The following is an 18,293-nucleotide window of genomic DNA, read 5'->3' as shown; positions in this document are numbered from 1 at the left end:
ATGAAAAAATACGTAGTTATCACTGGTGCAAGTTCAGGTATCGGATACGAAGCGGCAAAGCGGTTTGCGCAGCGCGGGAAAAACATCATTGCGGTTGCACGCACTAAAGAGAAACTTGAAAAGTTGAAAACCGAAATTGCCGGAGCCGGCAATGCTTCGGCGGAGGTCATCATTAAGGTATACGACCTTACCGAAAAAGAAAATATCTATGCCCTATACAATTCGGTAAAGGAGCTGGATATCGAAACATGGATAAACAATGCAGGCTTCGGCGATTATTGCAGCGTGGAAAATCAAAACCTTGCAAAACTGGAAGATATGTTGAAGCTCAATGTAGAAGCGGTTGCGCTTTTTTCGGCTTTGTATGTGCGGGATTTTGCAAATAAAGAAAATACCCAGCTTATCAACGTGTCGTCCGTCGGCGGGTATACGATTGTCCCGTCTGCGGTTAGCTATTGCGCAACGAAATTTTTTGCCGCCTCCTTTACCGAAGGCTTAAGCCGCGAATTGAGCGCAGCGGGCGCGAAAATGCAGGCAAAGGTTTTTGCCCCCGACGCCACAAAAACAAACTTCGGCAATATCGCCAATGACATCACAGACTACGATTACGACAAAGCATTCGGAACCTACCACTCGTGCGCTCAGGCGGTAGAGTTTCTCATGCAGCTGTACGACAGCGACAAACCGCTCGGCATAGTAAACAGAGAAACCTTTGAGTTCAGCCTATCCGATTACCGTTTTCCCTATGTCCAAAAACCGCAGACTTTGCAAAAGGTATAGGATTGATGGGGTTTAATGCAATTTTTTATAAATTTATCCTTGATAAATACATGAATATTTGCTATAATTTTACTATGAACTACAGGAAAATAGGCTATGTACAGAAAAATCAGCAAAGATTTGGAAAAATGGAAGAACAACAAGCATCGTAAGCCTCTAATATTACAAGGAGCAAGACAGGTGGGTAAAACCTATTCTATCTTAGAATTCGGCAGAGAAAATTATGAAAATGTAGCCTATTTCAATTTTGAGATGAATCCTAAATTAAATGAAACCTTTAAAGAAAATTTGAAACCCGATTATTTACTCCCCATACTTTCTCATATTTCCGGAGAGTCCATTGTAAAAGAAAAAACCTTGATTGTATTTGATGAAATTCAGCTTTGTGAAGAGGCGCTGACAGCATTAAAATACTTTTATGAAAAAGCACCTGAGTATCATATTCTGGTTGCCGGAAGTCTTCTCGGTGTTGCCGTGAGCAGAAAAAAATTTTCTTTTCCGGTTGGAAAGGTTGATATGAAAACACTCCATCCTATGGATATTGAAGAATTCCTACTCGCTGTGGGAGAAGCAGTTCTGGTAAAAGAAATAAAAAAAAGCTTTGATACAAATAATCCCCTCCCTTCGGCCTTGCACGATAAGGCAATGGAACTCTATAGAAAATACCTCATTGTGGGAGGAATGCCCCGAATGTGTAAAACTCTTTATTGAAACGGAGGATTACATCCTTGTTCGGCATACTCAAGACACTATACTGGCAAGCTATCTAAATGATATGAGTAAGTATAATAATTTAAACGAAATAAAAAAGACCAGATTAACCTATGACAACATAACCGTTCAGTTATCAAAAAAGAATACACGCTTTCAATATAAGATGATAAAAAAAGGAGGAAGGGCGGCCGAATTTAAGAATGCAATTGAATGGCTGTCTCTGTCAGGAATTGTATCCCTTGTTTATAAGGTAAGCCAAATAAAAAAGCCGCTTGAAAACTATCGCGATATAGATTCTTTTAAAGTTTATGTATCCGACTTAGGGCTTTTGTTTGCAAAAAAAGACTTATCGGCAAACGACATACTTTATATGAATGATGAACTAAATGATTTTAAGGGCGGCATGACGGAAAATTATGTGCAGGTTCAGCTTTCTATAAACGGCTATCGAACTTATTATTGGGAATCCGAAAGAGAAGCAGAAATAGATTTTATAATAAAACGGAAAGATAAGATTATTCCCATTGAGGTAAAATCGGCGGACAATACCAGAGCCAAGAGTTTAAAGGTATATATGGACACATATAATCCCGAATATGCCATAAAACTTTCTTCAAAAAATTTCGGCTTTGAAAATAAAAAAAAGATTGTCCCGCTATATGCCGCCTTTTGTATTTGATTTCCTGCCTTACTTTTTTAAAGAAAAAACCGATTAATCCGTAGGACTAATCGGTTTTGGTTGTGTCTTTAAAAGACCGGCTTACTCTAGCCGATGCCTCCATAGAAGATACCGAGAATATAAACTATTAAGGTTAAACCGCAATATATGTATTTTCCTTGAATAGAATATGAATCTCCGATTCTCTTGAGTCTGCCCTTTGAAACTTCGTCAAGAACAAAGTCCTTACCGGCAACCCAGAAGAACATGATACCGGCAAGCAAGGCTCCGAGCGGAATTATGTAAATACTGATTACATCCATCCATGTACCGAGTATGTTTCCGTCTTCAACTACTAAACCTACTGCAAAGCCGAGACCAAGAACTATTGCGAGGGCGGCTTTTCGGCTGAGCTTAAACTTTTGCTGCATGAGTTCTACAGGTGTTTCATATAGGTTGATTAGCGATGTAATACCGGCAAACAATACGGCAATAAAGAATATAATAGAAAACAAAGTACCGGCAGGCATTTCTTTGAAGATCATAGGCATTGTGATGAACATCAAGGGCGGTCCTGCGGAGGGTTCCAGGTCATAAGCAAAAACGGCAGGGATGATAACCAAGGCGGCAATCATAGCTGCAAGTGTATCAAAGATTGCTGTATACTTTGCACTGGTGGGAGCGTCCTCCGTATCTTTCAGATAGCTTCCGTATACAACCGTACCGCTTCCTGCTAACGACAGCGAGAAGAATGCCTGACCTAAGGCAAATACCCAAGTTTTAATATTGCCTAATGCGGACCAATCCGTTTTGAAAAGGAATTTATAGCCTTCCATTGCTTTGGGCAGTGTTGCAACTCTGATTGCAAGAATGATAAACAAAGCAAAGAAGGTGGGCATCATGATTTTGTTAATCTTTTCGATACCGGATGAAACTCCTGCGACCATTACTAAAAATGAAACTGCAATTGCAATAATGTGCCAGGGTAGACTGGATAAGGGCCCTGCGATAGATCCGAAATATGCACCGCTGTTTTCTGCAGCAAGCATTGAACCTGTAAAAGCTCCGACCGTAAAACGGATAATCCATCCTACAACGACAGTGTATCCGATAGCGATGCCTAAGGATCCGATAACCGGAATCCAACCGATATAATTACCGGCTTCACTTCCTCTCATTCTTGTTGCTTTTAAAAATGCACCATGAGGCCCTGTTTTCATAGCCCTGCCGAAGCACATTTCTTCAACGACACCGGTATAACCGATAACTGCAACAAAGATGAAGTACGGAATTAAAAACGCCGCTCCTCCGAATTGTCCGACACGGAAGGGAAAAAGCCAAATGTTCCCCATACCGACAGCGGACCCGATACAAGCAAGAATAAAGCCCCACTTAGAATTAAAGTGATCTCGCTTTGATTCTATGTTTGCCATATAAACCTCCTTATTTTATAAATACACCATACATCCGATGTTTGGACGGATAATCAATAGTCATCCGTCCGATATTCGGTTATTTTATAAATTACCGATTATTTTATAGGTTCCAAATGAGCTTGGAAGTGTCTTAAAATCGGCGGTTCCCAAATAATTTTATAGCCTTTAACTTGTGATGCTCTTTCTTTAATGTTGATTAAAGCTCCTGCAATAACATCTAAGTGAGACTGTGTATATACTCGTCTCGGAATTGCAAGACGGGCAAATTCGAATTCCGATTTGATTTGTTCTCCGGTTTCGGGGTCGTTTCCGAGCATAAAGGAACCGATATCGCATGTTCGGATTCCTGCTTCTTTATACAACTCGACGCAGAGAGTGTGACCTGGAAATTCGTAATATGGAATATGGGGGAACATTGCATTGGCATCAACATAAACGCCGTGCCCGCCTGCCGGGTTTTGAATGGCAATACCGGCATCAAGAAGCTGAGAAGCAAGATACTCCATAGAAGCATTTCGATATTTTAAATATTCTTCGTCAATGCCTTCATATAAGCCGATGGCCAGGGCTTCAAGATCGCGTCCGGCAAGACCTCCGTAAGTGATAAAGCCTTCAAAAGAAATACAGTTACCCTTAATCATTTGATAGATTTCTTGATTGTTTTTAATACCAATCAAACCGCCCATATTAACGATAGCATCTTTTTTGGCGCTCATTGTAAAGGTGTCGGCATAGCTGAACATTTCACGGATAATTTCTTTGATGGACTTATTCTTGAATTCTTCTTCTCTTTGTTTTACAAAGTATGCGTTTTCTGCAAATCGTGCAGCGTCGATATTGAATAAAATACCGTATTTTTTTGCTACTTTGGCAACATCACGAATGTTCTGGATTGAAACAGCCTGTCCGCCGGCAGAGTTGTTTGTAATTGTCATTACAATCATGCCGACTTTTTCTTTTCCGTGTTCGTTAATAAGCTGTTCAAGTTTTTCAACATCCATATTTCCCTTAAAAGGAGCATATTCGGAAGGTTTTTTTGCTTCTTTGCATACGCAGTCCAGAGGCCTTCCGCCTGCCAGAGTTACATGAGCTCTGGTCGTATCAAAGAACATATTTGAAATAGCCACTTGACCTTTTTTAAGCAGCAAGGGGAATAATACTTTTTCTGCAGCACGACCCTGATGAACGGGCTGGATAAATTCATATCCGAAAATATCCTGACCGGCTTCAACTAATTTGAAATAGCTTTTTCCTCCGGCATAGGCCTCATCTCCTACCATAACTCCGCCCCACTGCTTATCACTCATTGCGTTTGTCCCGCTGTCTGTCAATAAGTCAATGTAGACATCTTCACCGCGTAAGTTAAACATATTGTACTTTGCTTTTTCAAGATACTTAATGCGGTCCTCGCGCGTTGTCATTTTGATGGGTTCAACCATTTTAATTCTAAAAGGTTCCGGTACATACTTTTTCATTAAAAAGCCTCCTATAAGTTATTATGGCTTATAGTGTACCACCCCTTTTTTTTACTGTCAAGCCTTTTTTTTGAATTCTTAAGTTTTATAACTTAGACTTTAAATTTCCCTACCTCGTCTACTAAGTTTTCTATGCTTTGTCGGTTTTTTTGGCTGATTTCATTTACCTCCTGTGTTGCTTGATTTATTTGTGAAGCTCCTGCCGCCATTTCATTTACGCTGTCGGTTATCAGACGTGTGAGGCCGTCAAGTTTTTGCATTTCAATTGCAACATTTTTTCCGCCTGCCATCATCTCGGCAGAGCCTCCCGTTACTTTTGATGTTACTGCTGTTATGTCCTTAATTGTGCTAAGTATTTCTTGGCTTCCTTGTTCTTGTTCCTTCATAGCTTCCATTAAAGAGGTGCTCATCTTTTTTACTTGATCGGAAAGGCCAAAAATGACATCAAATTTATTTTCTGCAATTTTTGAAGATGAAGAAAGGGATTCTATTTCTTTACTTAGAACCTTAAGGGTTGTTGTTATCGTTTTTCCTTGTGCACTAGACTCTTCTGCCAGTTTTCGAATCTCATCTGCTACAACAGCGAAGCCTTTTCCCGATTCACCTGCATGAGCGGCTTCAATTGCTGCATTCATTGCAAGCAAGTTCGTTTGGCTTGCAATATGTTGAATAACGCTTGAAGCTTCAATCAAGCTTCCCGACTCTTCGGCTATTTTCTGGGTAATACTGTTTGACTCCGTTAAAGAGCCTTTTCCATCGGCAGTCGCATCCGCAAGAGTTTTGATGGCATCATCGGTTTTTTTAAGAGTTTGATTTATTGAAGATATATTGCTGACCATTTGTTCCACAGCAGAAGAAGATCTGGCAACACTTACTGCTTGTAATCCTATAGCATCATTTAATTGCTGAATTGTCTTTACTATTTGATCGATAGTAGCGGCTGTTTCATTTACGCTTGCTGCCTGTGTAAGGGTCTGATGCTTTACACCGTCTATATTGGCGCTTATCTGATTAATTGCACTTGCCGTTTCCGTCATATTGGAAGCAAGTTCGTTACCTATTTGCTGCATTGTATCTGTGCTTGTACCAAAGAGTCTTACAGAATCACCTATTTTACGTATGGTATTATTAAAGTAAATAGAAAGATCAGATAGTTCATCGTTTCCTTTTATGGGAAGCTGTACAGTTAGATCTCCTTCTCCCTCGGCGATATCTTTAAGTGCGTCTACAACATTTTTTATAGGTCTTACTATTGTAAGAGCTAGTACAATAGTAATAATTATTGATACTATAATCATTAAAAACCATAGAATTCTCATCGTGCTTTTTAATGTTTTTATACTTCCGGTTAATTCATGGATGGGAGCACTTATGACTACAGTCCATGCAGTTGAGCCCATGCGGGCAAAAGATGCGATATGTTTTTCATTTTCATGAGTAAAAAGACCTGTTTTGGAAATATTTGAATTAATTGCTTCTTTTTCAAAGTCGGCTATTTCTCTTAGGTGCTCATCAGTAATAACTTCTTTTACTCTATTTGTCTTAGATGCAACAAGGTTTGTGTTCTTATGAGCTATGACTGATCCATTTCGGCCGAGAATGTAACAGCCTCCTGTTTCTCCGATTAGTATATCATGAATAAACTCCGATATAATAAAGGCATTTGTACCTACACTTAAAACGCCTGTAACTTTTTTATCGTTATCGAATATAGGTACTGCAACCATAATCTGCATTTTCTTTGTTTCAACACTTACAGCCGGTTCTGCTACAAATGGAATTCCGTGCTTTGATATCTTGTACCAGTCTATGTCACTGACGTTTGAAAAATGTCCATTTGAAGAATATCGCATTCCATTTAGATCGCACACTCCAAAGAATTCGATATGGGGATGCATAGCCGCTTCATTGATAAGACTTTGGGCTTTTTCGACATATGAGAGAGAATTGTCTCTCAGAGCGGGCATTCGAGCTAATCCTTCTAAAAATTGAACAAAGGCATTTACCCTTCCATCCATTATTTCTGCCGTATCTACAGCTTTGGCTATCAGTGAATTATCTATTTTTTCGTTTAAGGCTGATTTTGCAATATAAAGTGCTGCAGTTCCCATTGTAAAGCCTGCAATCAGAATTAACATACCAAAAAAAATAACAAGTTTATTCAAAATAGAAAAACGAGTCTTATTTCGGTTCTTTTTTAAGTTTACCATAATAGGCTCCCTGTTTAATGTTAGAGTATTTTGATTACGATTTATAAATTAGGATACTTATAAAATATACAGTTAAGATATGCTTACATGAAGCTATCATATTTCAAATTTTTTTTCTAGTGATTAAGATAAAAAAAATAAAATTTTATCAATATTTTTTTTATGTTTAAGTCTATAATATTGACATTATAAGTATATAAGATTTATAATCATATAATTCCGGCAAACTGGAGAATTTATTTATGGAAGCAATAAAAAAGAATTTCTTAGGTATCTTAGTATGTACATTGATTTGTTTACCTGCATGGTTTTTGGGCAAAATATTTCCGCTAGCCGGGGCGCCGGTAATAGCACTTCTTATAGGAATGACTATTACTCTTTTATGGAAAAATAAAGGACAGGCAACGGCCGGAATTACTTTTGTTTCAAAAAAAATTCTTCAATGGGCTGTTGTCCTTTTAGGAGCCGGTTTAAATTACACAGCGATTCTTAAAACAGGAGCCCAGTCTCTTCCCATTATTATATGTACAATAGGAATATCTCTTCTTATTGCATTTATTCTTTATAAACTGATGAAACTGAAAAAAAATACGGCAATATTGATCGGAGTGGGCTCTTCAATTTGCGGAGGGTCGGCTGTTGCAGCTTCTGCTTCTGTAATTGATGCAGATGCCGAAGACGCTGCTCAGGCAATTTCGGTTATCTTCTTTTTTAATGTTCTTGCTGCCCTTGTTTTTCCAACTCTTGGAAGGTTCTTAGGTTTTGATACAGCATCAGGAGAGTCCTTTGGTGTTTTTGCAGGTACGGCAATAAACGACACATCTTCAGTAACAGCCGCAGCTGCTGTTTGGGACAGTATGTGGAATCTAGGCTCTCAAACATTGGATAAGGCTGTAACAGTAAAACTTACACGAACTCTCGCCATCATCCCAATTACCTTTTCGCTTGCTTTTTTAAGAGTAAGAGAGATGAAAAATTCGGCTGAAAAAAAGGTAGATCTAAAAAAAATTTTTCCTTTCTTTATCTTGTATTTTATTGCTCTTTCGGTTATCACAGCAATTTTATCTAATTTAGGAGTCCCGTCATCTTTTTTTGCTCCGGCAAAAACCTTGAGTAAGGTGCTTATTACTACCGCAATGGCGGCTGTCGGCCTTAACAGTAATATATTAAAGTTAATAAAAACAGGCGGTAAACCTCTTTTTTTAGGGGCGAGTTGTTGGATATCCATCACCCTTGTAAGCCTGCTTATGCAAAAAGTTATGGGTATCTGGTAAAATTCCAAAAACGCATCCTTATTTCTTTACTAAACCTCAATTTTTTTGTATTATTTAGACCTTAGATTTTAGTCTAAGAGGAGAAACTCTATGAGACTTATTATAAAGAAGAATTATGATGATTGTTCAAAATGGGCTGCCGATTATATAGGCAATAAAATTATCGAATTTAATCCTACCAAGGAAAGACCCTTTGTTCTAGGTCTGCCCACCGGTTCAACTCCCTTAGGTGTCTATAAAGAACTTATAAAAAAACACAAAGAAGGTCTTCTATCTTTTAAGCATGTAGTTACTTTTAATATGGATGAATATGTGGGCTTGGAGGCATCTCATCCTCAGAGTTATCATTATTTTATGATGGATAATTTTTTTAATCACATCGATATTGATCCTAAAAATATCCATATATTAAACGGAATGGCAAAAGATAAGAAAAAAGAATGTGAAGATTATGAAAAGGCAATCCGCTCTTACGGAAAAATTCACTTATTTTTAGGCGGCATAGGAGCTGACGGACACATAGCTTTTAATGAGCCCTATTCTTCTTTAACTTCCCGCACAAGGGAAAAAACCCTAACGCGGGACACCGTCATAATGAATTCCCGCTTTTTTGAAGGAAATGAAGACCTTGTTCCAAAGACAGCATTGACTGTAGGCATCGGCACTATTATGGATGCCGAAGAAGTGTTGATAATGGCAACAGGACACTCTAAGGCTGAAGCTGTGCATCAGGCGATAGAGGGCGGGGTAAGCCATGTCTGGACGGTAAGCGCTTTACAACTTCACCCTAAATCTATTATAATCTGTGATGATGAGGCTACCGATGAGCTTAAAGTAAAAACCGTAAAATATTTTTTGGATATTGAAAAGGAAAAAAGAAACTAATGTATCAAGAAAACAAGCACAGGCTTCAAACAATCTCGTTTTTTGTATTACTTGCAGGAATGCTGATCCTTGTGGGTAAACTATTTTTACCTTACGCAAGTGTTTTATTGTGGTCGGCTGTAATTTATATTTTGGTCAGCCCCTTATATAATAAAATACTGGCCAAGATGAACAAAGAAAAAAGAACTTTTCCTATAAAAAAAAGATTGCTTGCAGGCTGTTTTGCAATAATGACGGTTCTTGTTGTTGCAGGGGTCTTGTTTTTTGTCGTGATAAAAATATTCGGTCAAGGTAAAATTCTTGTCCAAAATATTCAAAGTTTTTTGGAAAACATAAACAATGCAGATTCCGGATTTTCAAAAACCGATATAGCCGCCGCAGTAAACCGATTGTCGATGGGAACAGTAGATATTTCAAACCTTGATTTACAAAAGGAATTTTTAAGTCTTTTATCGGCCTCCTCGGATCGGATCTTGCGGTATGCAACAAACCTTGTAAAAAATGCGGGTTCGTTTTTTTTGTCCCTTGTTTTTTTTGCCTTTGCTCTTTACTTTTTTTATGTAGACGGAGCCTATCTTTTCAGTTTATTAAAACATGCCATTCCGATAGATAACGAAACATCAGGCAAACTGTTTTCTAAAATAGGAGAAATTACAACAAATCTTTTTAAAGGACTTTTCTTGGTTTCCTTTTACCAATGTCTTGCCTCTTTAATTATCTATCTTGCATTTGGAGTTCAAAGTGCCCTCTTGCTTGCGATTTTAACCTTTTTTAGTTCATTTTTACCCCTTGTCGGCTGCGGCTTAATTTGGTTTCCTGTCGGAGTCGGGTTATGCTTCACTGACAGTCTGCTAAAGGGGCTTATCTTTTTGGTCGTTGCAGGCTCGATAATCAGCTTTATGGATAATTTTTTACGTCCCTTCTTTTTAAAAGATAGAATAAAAATACATCCTCTTTTAATCTTTTTTTCGATGCTGGGCGGAATAAGCATGTTCTCATTCGACGGAATCGTTTTAGGTCCGATGATTGTAATTTTGTTCTTTACGATTTTGGATATGGCTTTGGATATAGAAGAAAAAAAAGAAAATGACGATGACAATTTTGAGCATTTAGTATAAGGAGAAAATTTATGATAACGGAAAAAACTATTTTGCCGCATAAGGCATTGTTTAACGAAAACGGAGATATAGAAACTCACAAACGCAAGATGATCGGAGGGAACACCACCAATCTAAACGATTTTAACAATATGAAGTATTCATGGGCAAGCGATTGGTACAGGCAGGCTATGAATAATTTTTGGATACCCGAAGAAATAAATATGACCACCGATGTTCAAGACTATCGAAAATTATCCGCACCGGAAAAAACAGCCTACGATAAGATTCTTTCTTTTTTGATTTTTTTGGACAGTATTCAAACCGCAAATCTTCCCAATGTCGGACAATATGTAACGGCCAATGAGGTAAACTTATGCCTTACCATTCAGGCCTTTCAAGAAGCTGTTCATTCGCAAAGCTACAGCTACATGCTTGACACAATTTGTTCTCCCGAAGAGAGGACCGAAATTTTATATCAATGGAAGGATGATGAACACCTTTTGCGTAGAAACAAATTTATCGGCGATCTATACAACGAATTTCAAACCGACAAGAGCGCTCTTGCTTTTTTAAAGGTCTGCGTTGCAAACTACATCTTGGAAGGCGTTTATTTTTATTCCGGTTTTATGTTCTTTTATAATTTGGGAAGAAACAATAAGATGCCCGGTTCGGTACAGGAAATCCGTTATATCAACCGAGATGAAAATACTCACCTTTGGCTTTTCCGGTCTATGATTCAGGAACTGCAAAAGGAAGAACCTCAGCTGTTTACTCCTGAAACCATAGAGCTTTTTAGAGCCATGATAAAGGAAGGCTGTGAGCAGGAAATAGCTTGGGGGAATTACGTCATAGGAAACGATATTCCGGGGCTTAACAGTCAGATGGTAACCGACTATATTCAATATTTGGGAAACCTCAGATGTGAAAATCTCGGCTTTGCTCCGATTTATGACGGCCACAGGGAAGAACCCCAATCTATGAGCTGGGTCAGCCAGTACAGCAATGCGAATCTGATTAAGACGGACTTCTTTGAAGCCAAGTCTACAGCCTATGCAAAGTCCTCGGCAATGGTGGATGATTTATAAATTCAATATTCTTAACTCGAACAGGTTCAAAAATTTTAGGCATACTCTTTTCCTCATAAAACTATTCTATAATTATATCTATATATTAATCGAGAAACAAGTCTGACAGCTTGAAAAGTATAAATTAAAATAAATTTGAACTTTTTGCTTTTTTGCGACGATATTAGTATGAGGCCTTTGGTCAAGAATTTGAAAATGGAAAATACAATCGATTTAAACCTTTTGATTGATCAAGCGGGAGATTCTCTTTGGCGCTTTTGTTTAAGGCTTGAAAAAACAAGACTTGATGCTGAAGATCTGTATCAAGAAGCTATGTTGAAAGCAATTAAACTGCAAGACAAAATAGCGTTTGATAAAAATCCTAAGGCTTTTTTATTTTCGATTGCTGTCGGAATACATAAAAATAAATTTCGTAAGTTTTTTAGAAGAGTTAAACTTGCACCCTCTTCGAGTTCTGCACTTGAATCTCTCTCTTCTCCTTATGAAGTTTTACCCGAAATCGAATTCGAAAAAAAAGAATTGAAAGAAGAAATCGAAAAGGCTGTTTCTTCTTTGCCCGAAAAAATTAAGATAAGCATTTTAATGTTCTATTCGGCGGATATGAGCATTGCCGATATTTCAAAAAACTTAGATATACCGGAAGGAACGGTAAAGAGCAGGCTTAATAAGGGCCGCAGTATTTTAAAAAGTATAATAGAGGAGAGCGGATATGGAATCAAATAACAAAACCGATATTTTGATAAGTGAAATTTTAAACACAGGTGAAAAAACTCCTTTGCATATAAATAAAAAAATTTATGCACAGATAAATATGCAAAACAATAATCTTTTGGATGTTCCTATATTTATTATTTTGATAAATATAATTACCGCAATTTTTTTGGGTATAATTTTTATAAACATAGGTTTGATTTTCCCTTTTTTTATATTTAGACCTTTTTTTATATTCTTAGGGATAGGAATTATAAACATCACTATTTTTTTAAGTATTCTTTTAAAGTTAAAATATAGTACTAAAGCGGTTCAATATGGATTTTAAAAATATTGAATAGAATTTTATTTATTTTATGGAAGACGGAGGAAAAAATGTTTTTTGTTTCACTTATTACTGTTATTATCACAGTATCGATTTTTGCACTTGCTGCCCGCATTCTTATTGCATATTGGGTTTACAAGGATGCACAAGAAAGAAATGACGAAGCCTTGGTTTGGGTTTTAATCGTATTTTTTTTATCGGCAGTGCTCGGACTCATTCTTTATCTTGTAGCAGCTCGAAAAAGCAGGAGGATAAAATGTTCTTCATGCGGATTTACTCAGGCTGCCGGAATTCCTTATTGCGGAAGTTGCGGTAAACAGATGCCCTCTGTTTCGGAAGCCGTAAATAAAAGAAGTAAGGCAAATCTTTGGCCTCTGATTACCGCAGGTATTTTAACCCTTTTGAGTTTAATTTTTTCTATTATATTGTCGATTTATATCTTTAAATCGGCTGTAAACGGCGAAATAGAAAACTTTTTTCCGAATACGGACATAGCTCTTATGCAAAGTCAAACTAATTTTAATAACCTATATAGGGCATCGTTTAAATATAAAACTTCCGAAAAATTCAACACCTTTACAATAAAAGAAGGTAAAAACTTAAAATGTTCATGGAATATAGATTCAGGTAATATTTCGGTAGAAATAAGTTTCGGTGAAAAGATAATTAAATCTTTTGATAATAATAAAGACGGAAATATATTAAACACCGAAATCGATATGTCCGATTATGTCGGTAAAAAAATTAAACTCAAAATCAAATGCAGTAAAGCATCGGGTTCTTTTGAATTTAGTGCCCGCTAAATTGATTTAAAATTAAAATTTTTATGAGAGGTATAAAATGAAAAAAAATATTTTGACAGTTATTTTTGCTTTATTCTTTTTTTTAAGTTTTGCTCTAGGGTCAAAAGAGCAAAATGAGTACACGGAAAAAGATTATTATGAAGCCTTAAAGGATAATACGTTTTCTATAAATTTTGAAGATAAAAAATATCTCGATAAAATTTTTGAAAAAGAAGATTTAAATAATTATGATATTATCCTGATAGGAGAAAATCATGCCGTTTCGGCCAACTATATTTTAAAATTCGATTTTTTAAAATATTTACATAAAAATTATAATTTTAATCATCTGCTTGAAGAAATTCCAATAAGCCAAGCCTTTTTAATTAATCTATATTTGGATTCGGGAAATGAAAAAATCTTAAACCAAATAAAAAAGCATACATATAAAACTTATTTTTGTACTCAAGATCATTTTGATTTTTATAGAAAATTATATAAATACAATCAAACTCAACAAAAAGAAAATCGTATAAAAATAATCGGTGCAGATGTAGAACACCAGCCGATCCTTGCTTATGCAGCCATGTATTTGATAGTTAGAGAAAAAGAAAATTTAAAACATCTTTCGGAAATAAAAACTTTATTGGAAAAGCTTATAATAATGGGGGAAGCAGATAAAGATATTTATTCTATTGCTCAAAAATGTAATAAGTTACTCATTGATGAAGAAATGGGGGAAAAAGTTTTAGGTGAAAAAGATTTTCAATTATTAAAATTAATTAATGATAATATTTTAAGCAGTAAAATGCTTTACGCCGCCTCTCAAAATGAATTCAATAAAAAAAGAGATAAGATGATGTACGATAATTTCCGCATATTGGATACCGGCAAAAATAAGTATTTTGGAGTATGGGGGAATTTTCATGTTTGGCAAGCTCCGGTAAACGGTCTTTTGCCATTTGCTTCATATATAAAAGCGAATAAATCTTACAGTGATAAAATATTATCTGTTATGATTCAATATATAAATTGTATGTATTCTAATCCTCATAATGATTATAAATCGGAAAAACTTGAAAATAAAATCTTTTATCTTACCGCCTCCTATCAGGATATATTGGAAAAAGATAAGGGGAATTTATACATATACAGATTAAATTATAAGGACGCCATTTTTAATAAAATGAATATCAGCGGAAAAAAAGCAGGAACGGGAGAAACTCTTATAACCGATCTATATCAATATTTGATAACGGTAAAAAATTCTCCCGCTTGCAAAAAGGTAGAATTTAAATAAGAGCCTATGCACTCAATACTTTGTCTTTGGTGCTTAGATCTTTTTTAAAAAGTTTAATCACTATGAGTGTAGATAAAATCATAACCAGAGTTTCTATTATCGGACTTGAAATCCAAACTCCTCGTGTTCCAAAAAATATAGGCAGAATTAATACGGCTGGAATATAAAGTAAAAACTGTCTGGCAATTACCAAGATGCCTGCATACTTTGCCTTACCCAAGGCTTGGAAGAGGGTTAGATTTATAATCATAATTGCCGACAAGGGGAATAAGGACATTGCGAGCATTGCATTTGTTCTTCCTAAGGATATTAGTTCCGCGTTTTCCAAAAAGAGCCCTAAGACTCTTTCAGGCATAATTAAAAAGACAAGCCAAAATATTAGGGCTAAGCATAAACTGAAGCCGTAAAATAAAAGCGTTCCTTTTTTCACCCTGTCAAATTGTTTAGCTCCGAAGTTTGTTCCGGCAAAGGGCTGATAGCCCTGACTTATTCCCCAAAGCGGAATAAAGGAGAGCATTAGATATCTAAAAAAGGCTCCCATTAAAATTACTTGATCTTCTCCGCCGTATTTTTTTAATGTAGAATACATAACTGCCTGTTGTAAAAGAGCAAAGACCTGCATGAGCATTGCCGAAAAGCCGATTGAAAGGGTTTCTTTTACTATGCCTTTTTGAATTTTAAAATGCTTAAATTTAATATTTTTACTGAAAAATGCAAAGTAACAAAAGTTGCATATTGCAAGTACAACTTGAGATATAACTGTTGCAATGGCTGCCCCTTCAAGCCCTTTCTTTAATACAATTACAAAGACGGCATCTAAGATAATGTTTAAGACGGCACTTATACCCATCAAAAGCATGGCCAGTCCCATTCTTCCTTCGCCCCGCATAACCATATTAGCCGCCTGACCAAAATTTACAAAGATTGATCCTAGGTATACAATTCTTAAATAGCTTATACCAAGGCGAAGCATTTCTCCCTCAGCTCCTATGAGGTGTAAAAGCTGCGGTGCAAAAATTAATCCTACAGTCATAGTTCCAAATGAAAAAAGAAGGGTTAGTAAAAGTATGTTTCCCATAATCGAATCAACGGTTTCTTGATCTTTTCTTCCCACTGCCCTAGACAAAACTGAAGCGGAACCTATTCCGATTAAAACTGCAATGCCGTTGTTTATCAATGTAAAGGTATAGGCCAGGCTGATAGCTCCTAAGGCTGTGCTTCCTACATATCTCCCTACAAAAATTGCATCTACAAAGCTGTATAAACTGATTACAAACATTCCTATAATGCCCGGAATGCTTAACTCCATCATCAACTTAAACATATTACCGGATATTAAATACTCTCTCTTATCTGTCATAAGAACCTCCATAACTGACGATTGCGTCAGTTATATTATATAAAAAGAAAGAAGAAAGTCAAGATAAGCTAACTAATTTTTAGTAATTCAGCTGACAACAAAGCTTTTTTTTACAAAAGAGTAGATGAGGTCATGGATTTCTTTTTTATCAAAAATAGTTTTATCTTCAAAAAGTTCATACATTATAAGAATTCCGTTAAAGAAGCGGGAGTAGAGTTTCCCTGTCTTATTTGTCTTATACTTTATTTTTTTTCCGGCTAAGTTTTTTCTCACAAACAAATGTTCAAGATTCTCGCTTATAAACTTATGAGCCTGATCTTCAAGTTGTAAAAAAAGCTCTTCATACTCTTTATCATATATAATTTCGGCAAGGAACATAAGGTAGAGCCGTTTTTCCGGCACCTCGTCAAAGAGTTTTCTCATTAGGGCCTGAGTTACAATTTCGTAAATATCATCAATATCTTTTACGGCATTAAAAATTTCTTCATTCCGTTTGTATCTAAAATAATTTCCGGCTTCCATTATGGCAAACATTATGGCCTTTGTACTTTTAAAATATTGATAAACACCGCCCTTTGAAAGAGTTGTGGCTGCAACTATGTCCTCCATAGTTGTATGACGGAACCCTTTTTTTAAAAATACAGTCTTTGCTGCTTCTATTATCTCAAGAGAGCGCTCTTCCCTTGTTTTTCTCGTGAATTTTGCCATATCTATATTATAAGGAAAAAGCAAAAAAAAGAAAGGGTGAAAAGTAAAATGCTTTTATGCTTCGGCTAGGGAGTCCCTTCTCTGGTTTGTAGACACAATATTAAGAATTTATACTTGACTTTTACCCACAATATTGTATACTTATAAAAAATACGGTAGATTGCTATACCGCTTTAACAGGGCGTCGTCCCTCCTTACATGAGGGGCGACCAGCCCTGTGCTTGCAAGAAACCTTCTAAGATTTTTTTGTTTAAAGTCTTGACAATGTAGTGTAGTGTGATATAATAGAAACAACGGCAGATTGCTATGCTGTTTTATAAAAGAGTTGCGTCCAAGTAGCTTATAGTGAAGATGGACGGGACTCTTATGTAAGAAAAATAACGGCAGTTTTACACCGTTTATAAGTGGGGTGACCCGCTGACCCTAAAAAATTTGCACCTAAGCAAAATCTGGCCGGCGGGCAACGCCCTTTTTTTCAGGTCAACCGCACCAAATTGCTGAAGCGGTTGCTCTGTGCCCTTTTTTTAGCGGCTTGAAAAATTTTTCATACTGCGGTATAATGAAAATAAGCGGGGCGTGAGGCGTTGCCGAGTGTAACTGGGTACCACGCAACTAACGAGAGGTTTTACCCGAATAAAGCCTGTACGTAAGGCTCGGTCTGAAAATCTCTTATTTTTCTATTTCATATAAACCGCACTTCTTTTAACTTTTGAATTCTTGTTTTGTCTCCTTTTTAAATTACACAACTCTCAAAAAAGCTCTAAAGAAATGATTTTGTAATATTCGTTTGATATCCATCTTAAGGGCATCTCTAAAAACCTTCGTGGATTTTTAGAGATGCCCTCAGGTCTTACCTTGAAGTAAAAACGGCAAATTTTATAGCTTAATTTAATCTAAAAACCGCACCTATGGAAAGGATAGCCGCATTAGTAAGCGTAAGTTTATTATTTATCGATAATAAACCTAAGCTGTTTCCAAATCCTAAAAATATTCCATGCTTGCAGCTAAAATAATAAGAACCGCTTAAACGGGCATTGAGGGCGGGAGCCAACGGCTATAAGGCTGCGGGGCCTGCGCCGAACATAAGTTCGAAATTAGAACCTATGCAAATAAGCCTAATTGCAATAGGCTCAAACAAAAAACAAGAAACACTTTTTTCACTTTCAATTCCCTATTACAGTTTAATAAAATATTTAAGGTCTTCTCTAAAAACCTTGTTGGATTTATTTCGCATCTTTCGGAATAGATATGGCTGACGAGTTTTTAATAAGTTTTTATGTAATAATGATTTATTAAAAATACCTCAAATTAAATCTAAGGAAAACCTCTAAAAACTATTTCGCAATTTGCTTTAGTGAATATGATGAATAATTTACTTACAGAACAAGCCGATAGGCTTGCTGCTTTTCGAGGTTTCATTAAATTACACAACTCTCAAACTCAGGTCAAAATCAACACGTTGGTGGTCTTGTTTGAGATCCATCTTAAAT

Annotated in this window: 16 protein-coding genes and 1 CRISPR repeat array (1 of these 17 cut by a window edge); of the genes, 11 read left to right on the top strand and 5 right to left on the bottom strand. The window is 36.4% G+C overall.

Features of this window, described 5'->3' with window-relative positions; genetic code table 11:
• The 3 genes from E4O07_RS11870 to E4O07_RS11860 all read left to right on the top strand — a co-directional run bounded on the left by E4O07_RS11870 (position 1) and on the right by E4O07_RS11860 (position 2,173).
• Complete coding sequence (locus E4O07_RS11870) at positions 1-780, top strand: SDR family NAD(P)-dependent oxidoreductase (protein WP_253686103.1); 780 nt, start codon at positions 1-3, stop codon at positions 778-780.
• A 96-nt stretch (positions 781-876) separates the two neighbouring features.
• Complete coding sequence (locus tag E4O07_RS11865; protein ID WP_253686101.1) at positions 877-1,491, top strand: ATP-binding protein; 615 nt, start codon at positions 877-879, stop codon at positions 1,489-1,491.
• A 64-nt stretch (positions 1,492-1,555) separates the two neighbouring features.
• The gene (locus tag E4O07_RS11860) at positions 1,556-2,173 is read left to right on the top strand and encodes a DUF4143 domain-containing protein (RefSeq protein ID WP_253686099.1); all 618 of its coding nucleotides are present in this window, start codon (positions 1,556-1,558) and stop codon (positions 2,171-2,173) included.
• A gap of 86 nt (positions 2,174-2,259) precedes the next feature.
• Here E4O07_RS11860 and E4O07_RS11855 read toward each other — a convergent pair whose 3' ends face one another.
• The 3 genes from E4O07_RS11855 to E4O07_RS11845 all read right to left on the bottom strand — a co-directional run bounded on the left by E4O07_RS11855 (position 2,260) and on the right by E4O07_RS11845 (position 7,273).
• Positions 2,260-3,585 carry a sodium-dependent transporter gene (locus E4O07_RS11855; RefSeq protein ID WP_253686097.1) on the bottom strand — a complete coding sequence of 442 codons (1,326 nt, stop codon included), beginning with the start codon at positions 3,583-3,585 and terminating at the stop codon, positions 2,260-2,262.
• Between the two features lie 98 nt (positions 3,586-3,683).
• Positions 3,684-5,063 (bottom strand): tryptophanase, encoded by a 1,380-nt coding sequence (locus E4O07_RS11850; protein WP_253686095.1) that lies wholly within the window; start codon positions 5,061-5,063, stop codon positions 3,684-3,686.
• A 92-nt stretch (positions 5,064-5,155) separates the two neighbouring features.
• A complete protein-coding gene (locus E4O07_RS11845) occupies positions 5,156-7,273 on the bottom strand; it encodes a methyl-accepting chemotaxis protein (protein WP_253686093.1) in 2,118 nt (705 codons plus the stop codon).
• A gap of 242 nt (positions 7,274-7,515) precedes the next feature.
• Between E4O07_RS11845 and E4O07_RS11840 the strand changes: the two genes are divergently transcribed.
• The 8 genes from E4O07_RS11840 (at position 7,516) to E4O07_RS11805 (ending at position 14,735) form a co-directional block, all read left to right on the top strand.
• Positions 7,516-8,547: a YeiH family protein gene (locus E4O07_RS11840; protein ID WP_253686091.1), complete on the top strand. Its 1,032-nt coding sequence runs from the start codon at positions 7,516-7,518 to the stop codon at positions 8,545-8,547.
• Between the two features lie 90 nt (positions 8,548-8,637).
• On the top strand, positions 8,638-9,432 hold the full coding sequence (gene nagB / locus E4O07_RS11835) for a glucosamine-6-phosphate deaminase (RefSeq protein WP_253686089.1): 795 nt from the start codon (positions 8,638-8,640) through the stop codon (positions 9,430-9,432).
• Positions 9,432-10,550: an AI-2E family transporter gene (locus tag E4O07_RS11830; RefSeq protein ID WP_253686087.1), complete on the top strand. Its 1,119-nt coding sequence runs from the start codon at positions 9,432-9,434 to the stop codon at positions 10,548-10,550. The genes nagB and E4O07_RS11830 overlap by 1 nt, the downstream gene beginning before the upstream one ends.
• A gap of 11 nt (positions 10,551-10,561) precedes the next feature.
• Positions 10,562-11,617, top strand: a complete 1,056-nt coding sequence (locus E4O07_RS11825; RefSeq protein WP_253686085.1) for a ribonucleotide-diphosphate reductase subunit beta — start codon at positions 10,562-10,564, stop codon at positions 11,615-11,617.
• Between the two features lie 195 nt (positions 11,618-11,812).
• Positions 11,813-12,340, top strand: a complete 528-nt coding sequence (locus E4O07_RS11820) for an RNA polymerase sigma factor (RefSeq protein ID WP_253686083.1) — start codon at positions 11,813-11,815, stop codon at positions 12,338-12,340.
• Positions 12,327-12,656 carry a hypothetical protein gene (locus tag E4O07_RS11815; RefSeq protein WP_253686081.1) on the top strand — a complete coding sequence of 110 codons (330 nt, stop codon included), beginning with the start codon at positions 12,327-12,329 and terminating at the stop codon, positions 12,654-12,656. Before E4O07_RS11820 ends, E4O07_RS11815 begins: the two co-directional genes overlap by 14 nt.
• A gap of 47 nt (positions 12,657-12,703) precedes the next feature.
• Positions 12,704-13,456 (top strand): PLDc N-terminal domain-containing protein, encoded by a 753-nt coding sequence (locus tag E4O07_RS11810; RefSeq protein WP_253686079.1) that lies wholly within the window; start codon positions 12,704-12,706, stop codon positions 13,454-13,456.
• A gap of 37 nt (positions 13,457-13,493) precedes the next feature.
• Positions 13,494-14,735, top strand: a complete 1,242-nt coding sequence (locus E4O07_RS11805; protein WP_253686077.1) for a TraB/GumN family protein — start codon at positions 13,494-13,496, stop codon at positions 14,733-14,735.
• A gap of 4 nt (positions 14,736-14,739) precedes the next feature.
• Here E4O07_RS11805 and E4O07_RS11800 read toward each other — a convergent pair whose 3' ends face one another.
• Both E4O07_RS11800 and E4O07_RS11795 read right to left on the bottom strand, forming a co-directional pair.
• Entirely contained in the window at positions 14,740-16,095 is a 1,356-nt protein-coding gene (locus E4O07_RS11800; protein WP_253686075.1) for an MATE family efflux transporter, read from the bottom strand.
• Between the two features lie 87 nt (positions 16,096-16,182).
• Positions 16,183-16,827, bottom strand: a complete 645-nt coding sequence (locus tag E4O07_RS11795) for a TetR/AcrR family transcriptional regulator (protein ID WP_253686073.1) — start codon at positions 16,825-16,827, stop codon at positions 16,183-16,185.
• A gap of 1,380 nt (positions 16,828-18,207) precedes the next feature.
• Positions 18,208-18,293: direct repeats of the CRISPR family, unit length 36 nt; it runs 347 nt beyond the window's last position.

This window comes from Treponema sp. OMZ 798 (assembly GCF_024181385.1).
GTDB lineage: Bacteria > Spirochaetota > Spirochaetia > Treponematales > Treponemataceae > Treponema_B.
This window is presented reverse-complemented; position numbering and strand designations above follow the sequence as displayed.